The sequence below is a fragment of the Jeongeupia wiesaeckerbachi genome, assembly GCF_050916355.1.
Taxonomy (GTDB): domain Bacteria; phylum Pseudomonadota; class Gammaproteobacteria; order Burkholderiales; family Chitinibacteraceae; genus Jeongeupia; species Jeongeupia wiesaeckerbachi.
In genome coordinates this window covers 68,491-85,866 of sequence record NZ_CP136946.1, presented here as the reverse complement: position 1 = coordinate 85,866, position 17,376 = coordinate 68,491, and the positions used below count along the sequence as shown (strand labels likewise).

Here is a 17,376-nt window from a genome sequence, read left to right as displayed (position 1 = left end):
CGGGCATTACACGACAGCTCAGCGGTGTGCGATCAGGCCGCCATGGCAACGGCGTGTTGCTGCCATTGGCCGGTGCGCCAGCGGATGGTGTTCATCGCGCAGCGCAGATACTCGTCCACCAGCAAGGCAAGCCACACCCCGATCAAGCCGTAACCCAGGTGGATCGCAAACAGATACACCAGCGGCAGGCAAACCAACCACATGCTGGCGACCGAGAGCGTCACCGGGAACTTGGAATCGCCAGAAACCACGAGCGTATTGACGATCACCATATTGACCGCGCCGGCAGGATGCCGAAGCAGGTCAATCAACAGCAACTGTGCACCCAGAGCGAGAATTTGCGGATCTTTGGTGAAAATGCTGAATGCGACCGTGGAAAATCCCCAGGTCACGAACAGCAGCGTTACGCTGATGCCGACACTCAAAATGCAACTCTCAAGGATCTGCTTTTGCAGCTTGTCGAAACTGCGCGCACCGATATGGTGCGATGCCAGAATACGATTACCCACGCCGACGGATTGGGAAAAGATAACGGCCAGAAGAATCAGATTCAGCGTGTAAATCCGCGTGGACAACGCAATTGCGCCGAGCGATACCACGAGCACGGTGATGAAGAATCGATTCAACTCATAAGACAGCGGCTCAACGGTAGCCGGGCCGCCAATCTTGAAGACACGCTTCATGAAGCCAAGGAAGTCGCTGAAATCAAGGCTGATATCAAACCGGATGCCTTTCGATACGTGGGCGGCATAGATGACGAGCAACAAGCCAAACAGGTAGGAAATGGTCGAGCAAAGCGCCACATTCTGGATCGGCGACAGGCCGATGTCGATCCAGTGCACGAGGAAGGCATAGTTCAACACGATATTGACGAGGTTGGACGCTACCGTGGCGTACATGTTCTGCTTCGTCCAGCCATTTACGTTCAAAATGCTGCCATAAGCAATATGGATGGATTTCAACAGGAACGATGGGCAGAAAATAAGCAGGAACGCTGCCGCGAGCGAACTCATGTTCTCATCCATACCCATGGTCGGGCCGATGAGATTGTGCGTGGCAAGATAAAACATCAAAATGATCAAGCCGAAGGCAATGTTGAACAGCAGCGTATAGAAATACTTCCGCTCGATGCCTTTAGTGTTTCCTGCACCTAGATCAATGCCTATCACCCCCATCGTGCCAATCGCCAGTGAATGAAGAATGACGATGGGAATGACAATGATGGGCATCAGCGTGCCGACGGCTGCTGCTGATGTTTCGGAGACATGATTGAGGAAGAACACGTCCGTGAACGTAATCATGTAGGTAAAGAGCAGTTCGATGAAGATCGGCAACGTCAGCCTGACCAGCCCTTTCTTTAAAACATCAGATTCAAAAGCGACAGCCAAAGTATTTCTCCAAATATAAAAGCATGCATTTGCATGCATGCTTTGGTGACAATCAAAAAACCGTGTTATTCCCAGTGATCGAAGCCGACCAGCTTTCTGCCGAGCTCGCTGAGTTCGAATCGTTCATGCCTTTCCGGATCATGTTGGCCATTCAGACCGCGATGGCACTCCGGCGCCCGCTTGTCGTTGAAGCACTGAATGCGGGATTCGCGGTCATCTTCGATCTTGGCCGAGCTGGACTCCGAGTCGCCGGACGGATACATGCTGATGAATTGGACAAAGCGCGGCATTGGCGAATGATTGCTGACGCAACCATGGGGCAGACGCGAATCCCAAATGATCAGGCTGCCTGCCGGAGCGGCAATCGGCACAATGTCTTTGTCCGAAAATTCCTGAGCGTGCGACAGGAACAAGCCCTTCTTCGTGAACTTGTCGAACTGATCGAAGTGTTCGTATTCACCTGCGCGGATTTTCTTGTACACCGAAGGGACGCATGAAAATGCCCCTTGGGTTGCATCGGTATCGGCGAGGTAAATCAGCCCCTGGAACATGTTACGGGCCGATTTGCGGAAATCGTAATCCCAGTGCATGTAGTTGGCGTCATCACCATACTTTTCCAGATCATAGCGGCAAGGCGGTCTGAACGAGGCGCGATCCATCGTGACCCAGAGCTTTTCTTCGTCCAGCAAACCGGAAAACGCATCATAGACAACCTCATCCTGACGAATCGCCCAGAACGCCGGGTGTTGATGCATCGGCACGAGACCAATCGAATTGAGCGGTGCATCCTTGTACCAGGTATGCCGATCAAACTGTTCAACCTGCATGAAATCGCAAATCGCATCGATGGAGTTCTGGCATTTGATCGAATCGATCAAGCCTTCGATGACGACATAGCCGTTTTCATCGAGTTGCTGCCGATAAAATTCCATTTTTTCAGCCAGCATTTCCCTGGAAAAACCGGAATGGCCTGCATTTTTTGTTTCAGCCTGGAAGGACTTCATTGCTTTCTCCTTGGTTTATGTCGGATGCAATCGTAAATTTACAGGCCGAAAATTGAAACGATGGAAAGTGTATTGTTTTTTGTGAAAATTGGTACTTTCTGGTGAGCGCTTGGATTTGGTCATTATTCTTTCATTTTTTTGAAATGGTAAAGTCTTTATAATTTTTCAATCTTTTAATATGGCATTCATTATTCGGTCAAATCGGCGCTATTGAAAGCAGGGGGCTGCCTATGAGTGCGTGAAGGATTTTGTGGTCGGGGTGCTGCTCGATGAGGAGGACCGCAGACCCGCATCGGAGCTGGCATTGCAGGCAAAAGACGGCAACGCTCATCGGGCGGGCCTTTGCCGGAGCTTGGATCCAACAGCAATTGCGGTCATGTGCTGATACGTGCTTTTGCGATGCCGAGTTGACGACCAGGATTGGGCCTGCGCTCAAAGCAGGACCTTGCTACGCAGAGAAAGTACGACAAGGTCGGTACAGTCCTTGCGGGGCTGGAACCGCCATCTTCATCGCAAATGTGTGTTGGCAGACGACGATAGAAGCAGGCGCAATGATTACGCATCGATCGTGTAGTCGATTGCTGCATTACTACACACAATTTTATTTTTTGAGTGCGATTGCCGGTGGTGTCTTTCATTGACAATGTTCTAGTTTGCAACTAGAGTCCATGCCAATTGCATGCTCCCGGTGTTGACGGATGTACAAGCCAAGGGGCTGATATGGCTGACCCTCGTTGTGCATCGATTCTTTTGGCGCTTTAATGTTTTTAGCTGAACGAAGCGGCTTGATCAATTTAACCGCTGATTTCTGGGGAATTAGGTAGGTGCCGCTATTTGCTGAAGGGCTACGCTGGTCGCCAGTTTGGCGGTAATGTTTCACCGAGGCTTGCTTCTTGAAAGAGGTGGTTTTGAAAAATAAGCAGTGCAAATATTGTGTTTTTGGGTCGGTGCTTTTAAGTAATGAATCAAGTGGTAAAGATTTATGCTGAAACGTGAATGGCTAAGCGGCCAGGATACAACGCGCTATAGGTATTTTCGTTATGAAGTTGATGAGATTCCCGTCAACCTTCATTACCATCCAGAGTTTGAGCTTACCTTTACTCAGAATGGTGCCGGCTCCAGATATATTGGCAGTGAAATTGCACGGTGCACAGATGTAGATCTGGTACTGATTGCTCCAAATCAACCGCACAGCTGGGATTCTCCAAAATCAGGCGTGAAAAAAATCGTTCACGTCATTTTTTTTGATCCGCAATGGATCGAAGCCTTGTCCAATAATGGGCTTCCGGAGGCTGGATTCTTGTACGGTTGGTTGAGAGGGATAAGGGCCAGTATTGTTTTTGGTCCGGAATTGGCAATGGAATTATCTGTAGAGTTTGAGCAACTCCACGAAAAGCCTGAGTTGGAACGGGCGATGTCAATTCTCGGTATTCTGGGTAAAGTGGAAAGGCGATCGCGCTTGAGTGATGGGGCGGAACGGGTCAAGCAGAGTCATCTTCATGCAGATGCCCGTCTCCAGGCTGCCCTTGATTTCATCAACAAGAATTTCACCCGAAAAATCACGTTATCGGATGCGTCGATGGCATCTAATTTGAGCGATTCTTCATTAAAACGGCTGTTGCGCTTGAGTCTTGATACCTGCTTCTCGGAAATGCTGACAAAATATCGTATTGAGCATGCCTGCAACCTTTTATTATACAGTGCCAAGCCAGCATCAGTAATTGGTGCCGAGAGTGGATTCAATAGTCCCAGCAATTTCTATAGGGCATTTATGGCGGAAACAGGCATGACGCCGTTGATCTACAGAAACGAAATGAAGAAACTAATTTAGTGGCCGGTGTTGTGATGTATTCGGTCTAAATGTGCAAGTTAGATAGTCATGCAGGTTACAGGCTTAGTGGTTGAGCATGGGCATGGCGGGGTTGTTGTACATCGATAAGTTCAGACCGATGTGCGAGAATAGTCCCTTGATCGCCTGAAGCCGGCCTCCTTTCTCGATGGAGAGGAGGCTTTTCAGTATTTGGATTCGGATATCTCTTTTGAGTGCCAGCTTGGAGTAGGTGGTTTCGCCGCACATGGCCCAGGATTGCTTGGCCCCGGAAACAGCGGCGATCCGAGCATACAAGTAGACGGGCATGCTGCCTTTTTTGGATTCGCAAACATACCTTGAGTATGTGTTTGTTGCTATTCCAAGCCACTCAGCCATATCGGCCTTGCCTAGGGCAAGAGAGGCTCGGGCGGATTCAAGATTTTTGGAGAGTACTTGGCAATACTGTTCGCCAATGCCATCGAGCGAAGAATCAAGAGCGGTGCATTGGCGGAGTTCTTCCTGCACAGGCCAGCTGCTATCCTGAAAAACCAGTTTTAGACCAGAGTAGAATACGTGGTCTGTCGCATTGGCGATCGTGTGATAAAGCGGTATAAGCTCGATATCACACTCATTGATTTCCAGAAAATCCACATAACGAGTCTTGTGGAACAGCATAGCGATCGGAACGCCCGATATGATCGACCAACGTGCGGATGCATGCAGCTTCGGCATATCGATCCCTGCTTCATACTTCCGGTATTGACCTACGGTGACTCCGAAACCGTGTGCCATGCTGGCCTGACTCACGCTGAGTCGGCCGCGTATTTCTTCCAGGGCACGTCCTATTTTGATGGATAGATCTTGCTCATAATCGTCAAAGTCGATGCGGCGCAGACTAGGAAAATCTTCTGGACTCTCTAGGCGGTCGGATTTCATGATATGGAAATCTTGCATTGCATTATTCAACAAAGAATTATTTCTAAGCAGCATCAGTCTTCATCATTGGTGCCTGACGATGAGTTTCGGAAGAGAATCATCGAAATGGGCAGTAATCGTTCGCACTGCATCACTCATCCATTTCACCTCAGCGAGAAATCGTAGGCAGCTTGCTTGCGAGCACATTCGCGGTGGTGCTTGAGTTTTGCCAACCATAAAATTCATTGGTTGTAAGTAAAAAATCAAGTAATTAACGATTGAATCTGACGTAAATATCGGTACTACAATGGCGTTGATTGTAAATTTATGTAACTTATCCTGTCATTTCAATCTGAGACAAAGTTTCATCTAAAACGGGTCAAACTGGATTTTTTAGTAAGTTTTATATGGCTTTTATTGAGTTTGTTATTTGATAATCAAATCTTGTTCGTAAGAAACACATGCTTGCTTCACATCGCCAATCGCATGAACAGTGTGACCGGCATCGATCCGGTGCCGAGTTCAACACCCAATTTGAAGGTTGGAAAGAATGGCATCGACGGTGCTAGTCACCACGCGCTAGCCTGACCTGTAGGGGCTTAGAAGAGCTGCCGTCGGCTAAGGGGCCGATGGTTTTCTGGGCCTAGGGCGAAAAAAAACGCCGCATCATCGATGCGGCGTTTTTTTTTTGCTGATGGTTGTCAGCGTTTGCGTTGCGGCGGCAGGTCGGTGCAGACGCCCTTGGCCACTTCGGCGGCCATGCCGATCGATTCGCCCATGGTCGGGTGCGGGTGGATGGTCTTGCCGATATCCACAGCATCCGCGCCCATTTCGATCGCCAGGCAGATTTCGCCGATCATGTCGCCGGCGTGCGGGCCGACGATGGCGCCGCCGATGATCTGGCCGTTGTCGGCGTCGAAAATCAGCTTGGTGAAGCCTTCGTCACGGCCGTTGGCAATCGCGCGGCCCGAAGCGGCCCACGGGAACACGCCCTTCTTGATCGCGCGGCCTTCCTTCTTGGCCTGGTCTTCGGTGATGCCGACCCATGCCACTTCCGGATCGGTATACGCGACACCCGGGATCACGCGGGCGTCGAAGTAGGCTTTTTCGCCAAACGCATTCTCGGCGGCCACGTGCGCTTCGTGCACGGCCTTGTGCGCCAGCATAGGCTGGCCGACCAGGTCGCCGATTGCGAAGATGTGCGGCACATTGGTGCGCTGCTGGCTGTCGACGTTGATGAAACCGCGTTGATCGACGATCACACCGGCGTTCTCGGCACCGATCTTCTTGCCGTTCGGTGCGCGGCCGGTGGCGTGCAGTACCAGATCGTAACGGACCGGTTCCTTCGGCGCCTTTTCACCTTCGAACGTTGCCCAGATACCGTCTTCGCGGGCTTCGAGCGCCACGGTCTTGGTGTTGAGCATGATGTTGTCGAAGCGGTGGGCGTTCCACTTTTCCCAGACCTTGACGAGGTCGCGGTCGGCGCCCTGCATCAGGCCGTCGGTCATTTCGACCACGTCCAGACGCGAACCCAGTGTCGAGTACACGGTACCCATTTCCAGACCGATGATGCCACCGCCGAGGATGAGCATCTTGCCCGGTACCGACTTCAGTTCGAGCGCGCCGGTCGAGTCGACCACGCGCGGATCATCGGGCACGAACGGCAGCTTGAACACCGACGAGCCGGCGGCGATGATCGCGGTCTTGAACTTGATGATCTTCTTCTCGCCGGTGATCTCCTTGCCTGCACCCGAAGTCAGCTGCACTTCGATGTGGTGCGGGTCGATGAAGGTACCGATGCCGCGCACGGTCTCGACCTTGCGGGTCTTGGCCATGCCGGCAAGGCCGCGGGTCAACTGGTTGATGACCTTTTCCTTGTAGCCGCGCAGCGCGTCGATATCGATTTCCGGCGCGCCGAACTTGATGCCGTTTTTGGCCAAGTGGGCGACTTCGTCGATGACGAAGGCATTGTGCAGCAGTGCCTTGGACGGAAGGCAGCCGACGTTGAGGCAGACGCCGCCCAGCGTGGCGAAACGCTCGATGAGCACGGTCTTCATGCCGAGGTCGGCCGCGCGGAACGCGGCGGAGTAACCGCCGGGGCCGCCGCCAAGGACCATGACTTCACATTCGATGTCGGCGCCACCGCTATGGCTGCCGGCTTGCGGTGCTGCGACCGGAGCAGCTGCAGGCGCGGGGGCGGCAGCAGCAGGGGCGGGAGCTGGGGCTGGCGACGGCGCCGCCGCACCGGCCGAGACTTCAACGACGGCGATCAGGCCGCCTTCGGAGATCTTGTCACCGACCTTGACCTTCACTTCCTTGACGATGCCGGCGTGCGTCGCCGGGACTTCCATCGTCGCCTTGTCGGTTTCCAGCGTGATCAGGCTGTCTTCGACGGCAACGGTATCGCCGGCCTTGACGAAAACTTCGATGATCTCGACGTTGTCGTGACCGCCGATATCCGGAACCTTGAGTTCAATGGTGCTCATGGTTGCTTCCATTCAGTTGCTTGGGGTGAGCCGGCCGTGGGCCGGATCACCGCAGAAAAGGCGACGTTGTTCTGAAAACGGCCGTCGCCCAGCAAAGTTTCAAACCTGTTTCGGTCGGTGAGCGAGCCCGTTTGTTTCCGCCCGAAGCGCAGGGACCGGAATGGACACGTGGTCCATGAGGATCCCGAGCATCGGACGGGGACAATTGCGCAGGCGCAGCCACCGAACGACGCAGGTTTTAGAGGACCAGGCGACGGATGTCGGCCAGCAGCTTGCCCAGATGCACGGTGAAGCGACCGGCTTGCGCGCCGTCGATCACGCGGTGATCGAAGGACAACGACAGCGGGCACATCAGGCGCGGCGCGAATTCCTTGCCGTTCCAGACCGGCTTGATCTGGCTCTTGCAGACGCCGAGGATCGCGACTTCCGGTGCATTGACGATCGGCGTGAAGCTGGTGCCGCCGATGCCGCCGAGCGAGCTGATCGTGAAGGTCGCGCCCTGCATGTCGGTCGGCTTGAGCTTGCCGTCGCGTGCCAATGCCGACAGTTCGGACAGCTCCTTGGTGATCTGCTTCAGGCCCTTCTGGTCGACGTTCTTGATGACCGGCACAACCAGGCCGTTCGGCGTATCCGCAGCAAAACCGATGTTGTAGTACTGCTTCAGCACCAGGTTGTCACCGTCGAGCGACGAGTTCATTTCCGGGAAGGCTTTGAGCGCTTCGGCCGCGGCCTTGATGATGAAGGCGAGCGGCGAGAGCTTCAGGCCGGCCTTTTCCCATTCCTTGCCGATGGTCTTGCGGAATTCTTCCAGCTCGGTGATATCGCACTCGTCGTTGAACGTGACGTGCGGGATGACCACCCAGTTGCGGTGCAGGTTGGCACCGGAGATCTTCTTGATCTTCGACAACGGCTTGGTTTCGATCGGGCCGAACTTAGCGAAATCGACCTTCGGCCACGGCAGCAGATCCAGACCTGCGCCCGAGCCACCGGCAGCCGCAGTGGCGACCGGTGCGGCGGTGGCGCCGGACATCACCGACTTGACGAAGCCCTGCACGTCTTCATGCAAGATGCGGCCCTTCGGACCGGTGCCCTTGACGCGCGACAGGTCGACGCCGAGGTCGCGGGCGAAGCGGCGAACCGAGGGGCTGGCGTGGGCTTGTTTGAAGCTTGCGTCGTCGATCTTGGCGGCTGGTGCAGCGACGGCCGCAGCGGCCGGCGCCGGTACGGGGGCGGCAACCGGTGCAGGCGCCGGCGCTGCAGCCGCGGGTGCTGCAGCCGGGGCAGCGGCGCTGGCTGCACCCTTGACCGTGACGATCAGCGCACCCTGAGCGACCTTGTCGCCAACCTTGATCACGACCGACTCGACGACGCCGGCGGCGGTCGACGGCACTTCCATCGAGGCCTTGTCCGATTCGAGCGTGACGAGGCTGTCGTCGATGGCGACGGTATCGCCGACCTTGACGCTGACTTCGATCACCTCGACGGCGTCAAAGTTGCCGATGTCCGGCACGCGTACTTCGATCGATTGTGCGGCAGCAGGTGCAGCGGCCGGAGTGGCCACCGGCGCGGGCGCAGCGGCGGCGGGCGCGGGTGCAGCAGCCGGTGCCGGTGCGGCAGCTGCGGTTTCCAGTAGCAGGACGATGCTGCCTTCGGAGACCTTGTCGCCGACCTTGATCTTCATTTCCTTGATGACGCCGGCGGCGGTCGACGGCACTTCCATCGTCGCCTTGTCGGTTTCCAGCGTGATCAGCGATTGCTCGACGTCGACCGTGTCGCCGACGTTGACCAGCACTTCGATGACGTCAACGTTGTCATGCCCACCGATATCGGGGACTTTCAGTTCAATGATGTTGCTCATTGTTGTTCCCTGTGAGGGGTTGGGGGCAGGGAATAGGCCCTGCCTCGGATCAATCACGTCCGGCCCGCGGGCCGGACGCCTCACTCACGCAATCAGACGGTCCAAGGTGCCGGACGATCCGCGTTGATGCCGTACTTATTGATGGCTTCGGCCACCTTGTCGGCGCCGATCTTGCCTTCATCGGCCAGCGCCTTCAGTGCAGCAACGGCAACGTGGTAGCGATCGACTTCGAAGAAGTTGCGCAGCGCATCGCGGCTGTCCGAACGGCCGTAGCCGTCGGTGCCGAGCACGACATAACGGTTCGGTACGTATTCGCGGACCTGATCGGCGAAGGTGCGCTTGTAGTCGGTCGCGGCGATGACCGGGCCCTCGGAACCCTTCAGGCACTGGGTCACGTACGGCACTTGCTGCTCGGCGGTCGGGTGCAGCAGGTTGTAGCGCGCTGCATTGACGCCGTCGCGGCGCAGTTCGTTGAAGCTGGTCGCGGACCAGATGTCGGCGTCGACGCCGAAGTCGGCCTTGAGCAGATCGGCCGCAGCGATGACTTCGCGGAAGATCGTGCCCGAGCCCATCAGCTGGACCTTGAGCTTGCCGGCTTCGCCCTGGCGGAACTTGTACAGACCCTTGAGGATGCCGGCTTCGGCACCTTCCGGCATGGCCGGATGGGCGTAGTTCTCGTTCATCAGGGTCAGGTAGTAATAGATGTTTTCCTGATCCTGATACATCCGCTTCATACCGTCCTGGACGATCACGGCCAGTTCGTAAGCGAAGGTCGGGTCGTACGAGACGCAGTTCGGGATGTATTCGGCGAACAGCTGGGTATGGCCGTCCTGGTGCTGCAGGCCTTCGCCGTTCAGCGTGGTGCGGCCGGCGGTACCGCCGAGCAGGAAGCCGCGGGCGCGCAGGTCGCCGGCCGCCCAGGCCAGGTCACCGATACGCTGGAAGCCGAACATCGAGTAGTAGATGTAGAACGGAATCATCGTCACGCCATGGTTGGCGTAGGCGGTGGCCGCGGCGATCCAGTCGCTCATCGCGCCGGCTTCGTTGATGCCTTCCTGCAGGATCTGACCGGTGGTCGATTCCTTGTAGAACATCAGCTGATCGGCGTCTTCCGGCGCGTACAGCTGGCCGACGTGCGACCAGATGCCGAGCTGACGGAACATGCCTTCCATGCCGAAGGTGCGCGATTCGTCCGGGACGATCGGCACGACACGCTTGCCGATGTTCTTGTCCTTGACCAGCGTGCCGAGCAGACGGACGAAGGCCATGGTCGTCGAGCTTTCACGCTCGCCCGACGAATCGAGCAGCGCCTTGAAGGCGTCGAGACCCGGTACTTGCAGCGGTTCGTCGACCGGCTTGCGCGCCGGCAGGTAGCCGCCGAGCGCCGCACGGCGTTCGTGCATGTACTTGAGTTCCGGCGCGTCGGCCGGCGGTGCGTAGAACTTGCACGCCTTGGCTTCTTCGTCGGTGAGCGGGATCTTGAAACGGTCGCGCAGGTGCAAGAGGTCGTCTTCCGACAGCTTCTTGGTCTGGTGAGCGACGTTTTGCGATTCGCCCGCCGCGCCCATGCCATAACCCTTGACGGTCTTGACCAGCAGCAGCGTCGGCTGGCCCTTGTGCTCGACCGCGGCCTTGTAGCCGGCGAAGACCTTGTGCGGATCGTTACCGCCACGGGTCAGACGCCAGATGTCGTCGTCGGACATGTTCGAGACGAGTGCCTTCAGCTCTGGCGAATTGAAGAAGTTCTCGCGCACGTAGGCGCCGTCCTTGGACTTGTAGGTCTGGTATTCGCCGTCGACGACTTCCATCATCCGGCGTTGCAGCAGGCCCTTCGTGTCCTTGGCCAGCAAGGAGTCCCAGCCCGAACCCCAGACGACCTTGATGACGTTCCAGCCCGAACCGCGGAAATCGCCTTCGAGTTCCTGGATGATCTTGCCGTTGCCACGCACCGGGCCATCGAGACGCTGCAGGTTGCAGTTGATCACGAAGATCAGGTTGTCGAGGTTTTCACGGCCGGCCAGCGAAATCGCACCCAGCGATTCCGGTTCGTCCATTTCGCCGTCGCCGCAGAAGCACCAGACCTTGCGGTCGCCCTTCTGTTCGAAGCCGCGATCGCCGAGGTACTTCATGAAGCGCGCTTGATAAATCGCCATGATCGGGCCAAGGCCCATCGACACGGTCGGGAACTGCCAGAAGTTCGGCATCAGCCACGGGTGCGGGTACGAGCTCAAGCCGCCGCCGTCGACTTCCTTGCGGAACTTGTCGAGCTGATCTTCGGTGATCCGGCCTTCGAGGAAGGCGCGCGAGTACATGCCCGGGGCGCAGTGACCCTGGAAGTAGACGAGGTCGCCGCCGTGGTTGTCAGACGGCGCGTGCCAGAAGTGGTTCCAGCCCACGTCATACAGCGTCGCCGCCGACGCGAACGAGGTGATGTGGCCACCCGGATCGCCCTTGCCCGGCTTGTTGGCCTTGACGACCATGGCCGCGGCGTTCCAGCGGGTGTACGAGCGGATGCGCTCTTCGAACGCATGATTGCCCGGGCTCTTGGCCTCGAGGTGCGCCGGTACCGTGTTGATGTAGGCGGTGGTGGCGGTGTAGGGGATGTTCACGCCATCCTGACGGGCGTGATCGACAAGCTGCTCGACCAGGAAATGCGCGCGTTCGGCGCCTTCGTTGGCCAGGACGCCATCAAGCGCCTCCAGCCATTCCTTTGTTTCCTGCGGATCGAGATCGTGATGCTGCTCTGCCATTTATGTCTCTACCTTTTTAACTGAAGAGGTTAGTAGTGGTGAGTCGCGGTTAGGTAGCGCGCCGAGGTTCAGCGCGGGACGTTCCGCTTGTAGTAGTTGATGAGTCCATTGGTGGATGCGTCGTGACTGGCGGTCAGGCCGGGCGTGACCAGATCGCTTTCGATCTTTTTCGCCAGCTGTTTGCCGAGTTCGACGCCCCATTGGTCGTACGAGTTCACATTCCAGATCGTGCCCTGGACAAAAACCTTGTGTTCATACAACGCGATCAGCGCGCCAAGGCGGCGCGGCGTCAGGCGTTGGACCAGAATCGAGTTGGTCGGGCGGTTGCCCTCGAAAATCTTGTGCGGCACCAGTTCGTCCTGCGCGTCGCCGACGATGCCTGCGACGGCGAGCTCGGCCCGGACTTCGGCTTCATTCTTGCCGCGCATGAACGCTTCGGTCTGGGCGAAGTAGTTTGCCATCAGAATGGTGCTGTGTGGCTCAGGGATATCCGGGTGCTCGATGCTGGCGATAAAGTCGACAGGCACCATCTGCGAGCCCTGATGCAGCATCTGGTAGTAAGCGTGCTGACCGTTGATGCCGGCATCACCCCAGACGACCGGGCCGGTATGGTAATCGACGCGGTTGCCGTCGAGATCGACAGTTTTACCATTGGATTCCATGTCCAGTTGTTGCAGGTAGGCCGGGAAGCGCTGCAGCGACTGGTTGTACGGCGAAATCAGCTGGGTGTTGGCACCGAAGAAGTTGATGTACCAGATGCCGAGCATGCCCATGATGACCGGCAGGTTCTGTTCGAGCGGCTTGTTCTTGAAGTGCTCGTCCATGGTGTAGGCGCCATGGAGCAGATCCTGATAATCGTGCTTGCCGAGGTAGATCGCGATCGGCAGACCGATGGCGCTCCACAGCGAGTAGCGGCCACCAACCCAGTCCCAGAATTCGAACATATTGTTGGTGTCGATGCCGAACTCGGCAACCGCCTTGGCATTGGTCGACACGGCGACGAAATGCTTGGCGATGTGGGATTCGTTGCCGACGCGGTCGAGGAACCAGGCACGCGCGGTGCGGGCGTTGGTGATCGTTTCCTGCGTCGTGAACGTTTTGGAGGCGACGATGAACAGCGTCGTTTCCGGGTTCAGTTTCTTCAGCGTCGAGACGATCTGGTCGCCGTCGACGGTCGAGACGAAATGCATCGTCAGGCGCTGGTGGCCGAAATCCTTCAATGCGTTACACACCATCACCGGGCCGAGGTCGGAGCCGCCGATGCCGATGTTGACGATGTCGGTAAAGGCCTTGCCGGTGTAGCCGGTGCGCTCGCCCGAGCGGATCTCGTCGGAGAACTGGAACATCTTCTCCTTGACCGCGTTGACCTTGGGCATGACGTCTTCGCCGTCGACGAAAATCGGATTTTTGTCCAGATTGCGCAGCGCGACATGCAGGACGGCGCGGCCTTCGGTGATGTTGATTTTTTCACCGGTGAACATCTGCTCGATACGCGCCTTCAGCCCCGATTGCTCGGCCAGCTTGAACAGCAGCGCCAGCGTTTCCTCGGTGATGCGGTTCTTTGAGTAGTCAAAGAACAGGCCGCCCGATTCGATCGAGAATTTCTCGAAACGCTGCGGATCTTGCTCAAACAACTCGCGCATGTGCAGCGGAGCCACTTTCTGGTAGTGCTCGGCGAGCGCCAGCCACGCCGGCGACTGGGTCAACTTCGACATCGACTCATTCCTTCTCACGTTGTTCGTCACGGTACGGGAGCCGCGGTGGGCCGCGGTCTTGGAGCCTTTCCCATTCGGTGGCTGCGGCTGCGCATCTTGCCGCCGTCCGGTGCTCGAGATCCCCATGGCCTTGTTGTCCATGCCGGTGTCTGTGCTTCGGGCGGCTTCAAGCTGCTTTGGCTCGCTCGCCAACTGGGACAGGTGCTTAGCTGTCATGCCCGCGAACCCGTTTTTCCTTCAGGTTGCGTTTCATTTTCTCGAGCTGATCGATCAATTCGGGGCCGCGCTTGAGCGCGACGCCGACGGCCAGCACATCGATGATCACCAGGTGAACGATGCGGGTGATCATCGGCGTGTACAGATCCGGGTCTTCCATCGTGTCGGCGAACAGGCAGATATTGCAGCGCTTGGCCAGCGGCGACTTCGAATGGGTAATGCCGATCACGTCGGCACCGGCATCACGGGCGATTTCGACCGAACGGATCAAGTCCAGCGTGCGGCCCGAATTCGATACGGCGACGACGGCATCGCCGGGCTTGAGCATCGAGGCGCTCATGCCGTGCATATGCGGGTCGGTGTAGGCGACGGTCGGCACGCCGAGGCGGAAGAACTTGTTCTGCGCGTCGATCGCGACCGCGCCCGATTGCCCCTGGCCCCAGACTTCGATCTTGTGCGTGTTCGCCAGCACCTTGATCGAGCGCTCGAGCGCTTCGGTGTCGAGTTCGTTGCGGCAACGCAGCAGATGGGAGATGTTGTTGTCGAACAGCTTCTTGGCCAGATCGTGCGCCGAGTCGTCGGCGGAGACCATCGAGTGCACATAGGGCACGCCGGAAACGAGGCTGCGCGTCAGCCGGAGCTTGAAGTCCTGCAGCCCAGAGCAGTTGAGGCTGCGACAGAAGCGGATCACCGTCGGTTGCGATACGTCGGCGAGGTCGGCGATCTGGGCGATCGGTGCGTTGGCCACCAGATTGGGCTGTGCCAGCACCAGTTCGGCAACTTTGCGCTCGGACTTGCTCAGGGTGTCGATCACAGTCTTGATACGTTCGAGCATGGTCGGTGGGTCTCACTCATGCGGCGGTCCGGCTGCGTTGTGCGGCCAGTCTCGCCGGGGTCTCTGTCAAACGTGGTTAAAGCCGCGGGGCCTTGTCGGCCCCGCGCATTGTGCTGATGACGGTTCAGGCCGTCCAGAACACCGATTTGTTCGTGGCGACACGGTCGAGTACGCGACGGATCGGGTACTGCAGTGGCACCGGCTTGTCTTCGCCGAGCGCAGTCTGCAGGAGGGCTTTTTTACTGTCGCCGGTAATGTGCACGATCACTTCACGGGCCTTGGCGATGGTCGGCAGCGTCAGGGTAATGCGCTGATGCGGCGCAACCGGCGGCGTCACCGCGGCCAGTTGGGCTGCCGATGCGCAGGCGGTTTCGAGCTCGGCCGCGTTCGGGAACAGCGACGCGGTATGGCCGTCGTCGCCCATGCCGAGGATCAGCACGTCGATCGGCGACGGGAAGATAGCCAGTCGGGCTTCGATCGCGGTCAGGGCTTCGTGCGGCGTGGCCGCGCCGTTGACCAGCGAGATGAAATGCGCCTGGGCGGCGGGACCTTGCAACAGGTGCTCGCGGACGCTCCGTTCGTTGCTGTCGGCGTGGTCAGGTTGCACCCAGCGCTCGTCGACGAGGGTGATGTTGACCCGGCGCCAGTCGATGGCGGACTGCGCGAGTGCGGCGAACATGCCGGCCGGCGTGCGGCCGCCGGAGACGGCCAGGCTGGCCGCGCCGCGCGCATCGATCGCTGCCTTCAGACGCTCGGCGATGTGTGTCGCCAGCGCGGTATCTAGCTGTGCTTTCGATGCAAATTCATGCCATTGCAGGGACATCGAGACCTCGGTTTCTTGTATTCGGTGGTTTGCCGCAATCGCTGCGGCGGATCGTGCTGATTCGACAGCCCCCTGCCGGGCGGCAGGGGGCTTGGTCTGCGTGGATCAGCTTTCTTCGTGCCAGCACAGGCCGTCGCGCGACAGCAGGGCCGACGAGGCCGCCGGGCCCCAGGTGCCGGCCGTGTAGGCCTTCGGCGCATCCGGGCTGGCTTCCCAGGTGTCGATGATCGGCTCGACCCACTTCCATGCCGCACGTTGCTCGTCGCGACGGACGAACAGCGACAGGTCGCCACGGATCACGTCCATCAGCAGGCGCTCGTAGGCTTCCGGGCTGCGGGTGGTGAAGGTTTCCTTGAAGTCGAGGTCAAGGTGGACCGGGCGCAGGCGTGCCTGGTTGCCCGGTTCTTTGGCCAACAGATACAGACGGACCGATTCGTCCGGCTGCAGCTGGATCACCAGCCGGTTCGGCGTTCCGGTCTTGCCGAAAATCGAATGCGGTGCTTCGCGGAAGTTGATGACGATCTCGGCCAGACGTTCCTGCAGGCGTTTGCCCGAGCGCAGGAAGAACGGCACGCCGGCCCAGCGCCAGGTCTGGATTTCGGCCTTGAGCGCCACAAAGGTCTCGGTCTTCGAGTCGGCAGGGACGCCCGGCTCGTCCAGGTAGCCCGGTACCGGCTGACCACCGACCGCGCCAGCACGGTACTGGCCACGCACGACCTTGGTGTGGACATCTTCGGCGGTCAGCGGCTTGAGCGCGCGCAGCACCTTGAGTTTTTCGTCACGGACGGCATCGGCGTCGATCGACGCCGGCGGTTCCATCGCCACGATGGTCAGCAGTTGCAGCAAGTGGTTCTGGATCATGTCGCGCAGCGCGCCGGTCTTGTCGTAGAAATCCGCACGGGTTTCTACGCCGACCTGCTCGGTGACGGTGATCTGTACATCACGCACCCACTCACGGCGCCACAGCGGCTCGAGCAGGGTGTTGGCAAAACGCAGTGCGATCAGGTTCAGCACCGGCTCTTTGCCGAGGTAGTGGTCGATCCGGTAGATCTGGTGTTCTTCGAAGTATTCGCCGACTTCGTCGTTGATCTTGTTCGACGATGCCAGATCGTGCCCCAGCGGTTTTTCCAGCACGACGCGGGCGTTGCCCTTGGTCAGGCCGACGCCGGCGAGGCTCTTGGAGATCGGTGCGAACAGATCCGGGGCGGTCGACAGATAGAAAACGCGGGTGCGCTTCGGGAATTCGTTCAGCGTGTCGGCCAGCAGGCCGAACTCGTCCGGCTTGTTGGCATCCAACTTCAGGTACTGAATGCGTGCGGCGAACGAGGCCCAGTCGGCGTCGTTGTAGTGCTTGCCGAGATAGCCCTTGGCCAGCGCGTGCGCCTTGTCGAGGTAGGCGGCGGTGTCGGGCACGCTGCGACCCAAACAGACGATGCGACCTTCGGCGGGTAGATTGCCGTCCTGGTGTTGGTGGTACAGCGCCGGCAACAGTTTGCGCATCACGAGGTCACCGGTGCCGCCAAACAGCACCATGTCGAACGCGTCGATCTGGGTCATAGCATCCTTCCTGAGTTAT

At 58.1% G+C, this 17,376-nt stretch carries 11 protein-coding genes; 1 reads left to right on the top strand and 10 read right to left on the bottom strand.

What is annotated here, in order from left to right:
- Positions 1–32 precede the first annotated feature (32 nt).
- Positions 33–1,388 (bottom strand): MATE family efflux transporter, encoded by a 1,356-nt coding sequence (locus R0382_RS00400; protein ID WP_432721502.1) that lies wholly within the window; start codon positions 1,386–1,388, stop codon positions 33–35.
- A 65-nt stretch (positions 1,389–1,453) separates the two neighbouring features.
- The gene (locus R0382_RS00395; protein WP_432721501.1) at positions 1,454–2,392 is read right to left on the bottom strand and encodes a phytanoyl-CoA dioxygenase family protein; all 939 of its coding nucleotides are present in this window, start codon (positions 2,390–2,392) and stop codon (positions 1,454–1,456) included.
- A 982-nt stretch (positions 2,393–3,374) separates the two neighbouring features.
- Here R0382_RS00395 and R0382_RS00390 point away from each other — a divergent pair.
- Positions 3,375–4,223 (top strand): AraC family transcriptional regulator, encoded by an 849-nt coding sequence (locus R0382_RS00390; RefSeq protein WP_432721500.1) that lies wholly within the window; start codon positions 3,375–3,377, stop codon positions 4,221–4,223.
- A gap of 63 nt (positions 4,224–4,286) precedes the next feature.
- Here R0382_RS00390 and R0382_RS00385 read toward each other — a convergent pair whose 3' ends face one another.
- The 8 genes from R0382_RS00385 to zwf form a co-directional block, all read right to left on the bottom strand.
- Positions 4,287–5,138, bottom strand: a complete 852-nt coding sequence (locus R0382_RS00385) for a helix-turn-helix domain-containing protein (RefSeq protein ID WP_432721499.1) — start codon at positions 5,136–5,138, stop codon at positions 4,287–4,289.
- A gap of 680 nt (positions 5,139–5,818) precedes the next feature.
- A complete protein-coding gene (gene lpdA, locus R0382_RS00380; RefSeq protein WP_432721497.1) occupies positions 5,819–7,603 on the bottom strand; it encodes a dihydrolipoyl dehydrogenase in 1,785 nt (594 codons plus the stop codon).
- Between the two features lie 238 nt (positions 7,604–7,841).
- Complete coding sequence (aceF, locus tag R0382_RS00375; RefSeq protein WP_432721496.1) at positions 7,842–9,461, bottom strand: dihydrolipoyllysine-residue acetyltransferase; 1,620 nt, start codon at positions 9,459–9,461, stop codon at positions 7,842–7,844.
- A 92-nt stretch (positions 9,462–9,553) separates the two neighbouring features.
- Positions 9,554–12,211 (bottom strand): pyruvate dehydrogenase (acetyl-transferring), homodimeric type, encoded by a 2,658-nt coding sequence (gene aceE / locus R0382_RS00370; RefSeq protein ID WP_432721495.1) that lies wholly within the window; start codon positions 12,209–12,211, stop codon positions 9,554–9,556.
- Between the two features lie 68 nt (positions 12,212–12,279).
- Positions 12,280–13,926 carry a glucose-6-phosphate isomerase gene (gene pgi, locus R0382_RS00365; RefSeq protein WP_432721494.1) on the bottom strand — a complete coding sequence of 549 codons (1,647 nt, stop codon included), beginning with the start codon at positions 13,924–13,926 and terminating at the stop codon, positions 12,280–12,282.
- A 205-nt stretch (positions 13,927–14,131) separates the two neighbouring features.
- Entirely contained in the window at positions 14,132–14,977 is an 846-nt protein-coding gene (hexR, locus tag R0382_RS00360) for a transcriptional regulator HexR (protein ID WP_432721491.1), read from the bottom strand.
- Between the two features lie 124 nt (positions 14,978–15,101).
- On the bottom strand, positions 15,102–15,800 hold the full coding sequence (gene pgl / locus R0382_RS00355; RefSeq protein WP_432721490.1) for a 6-phosphogluconolactonase: 699 nt from the start codon (positions 15,798–15,800) through the stop codon (positions 15,102–15,104).
- A 105-nt stretch (positions 15,801–15,905) separates the two neighbouring features.
- Positions 15,906–17,357: a glucose-6-phosphate dehydrogenase gene (gene zwf, locus R0382_RS00350; RefSeq protein ID WP_432721488.1), complete on the bottom strand. Its 1,452-nt coding sequence runs from the start codon at positions 17,355–17,357 to the stop codon at positions 15,906–15,908.
- Positions 17,358–17,376 lie beyond the last annotated feature (19 nt).

Coding starts and splice junctions, on each gene's coding strand:
- R0382_RS00390 (WP_432721500.1), top strand. CDS start 3,375: ATGCTGAAACGTGAATGGCTAAGCGGCCAGGATACAACGCGCTATAGG.
- lpdA (WP_432721497.1), bottom strand. CDS start 7,603: ATGAGCACCATTGAACTCAAGGTTCCGGATATCGGCGGTCACGACAAC.
- zwf (WP_432721488.1), bottom strand. CDS start 17,357: ATGACCCAGATCGACGCGTTCGACATGGTGCTGTTTGGCGGCACCGGT.
- aceF (WP_432721496.1), bottom strand. CDS start 9,461: ATGAGCAACATCATTGAACTGAAAGTCCCCGATATCGGTGGGCATGAC.
- pgi (WP_432721494.1), bottom strand. CDS start 13,926: ATGTCGAAGTTGACCCAGTCGCCGGCGTGGCTGGCGCTCGCCGAGCAC.
- hexR (WP_432721491.1), bottom strand. CDS start 14,977: ATGCTCGAACGTATCAAGACTGTGATCGACACCCTGAGCAAGTCCGAG.
- pgl (WP_432721490.1), bottom strand. CDS start 15,800: ATGTCCCTGCAATGGCATGAATTTGCATCGAAAGCACAGCTAGATACC.
- aceE (WP_432721495.1), bottom strand. CDS start 12,211: ATGGCAGAGCAGCATCACGATCTCGATCCGCAGGAAACAAAGGAATGG.
- R0382_RS00395 (WP_432721501.1), bottom strand. CDS start 2,392: ATGAAGTCCTTCCAGGCTGAAACAAAAAATGCAGGCCATTCCGGTTTT.
- R0382_RS00385 (WP_432721499.1), bottom strand. CDS start 5,138: ATGAAATCCGACCGCCTAGAGAGTCCAGAAGATTTTCCTAGTCTGCGC.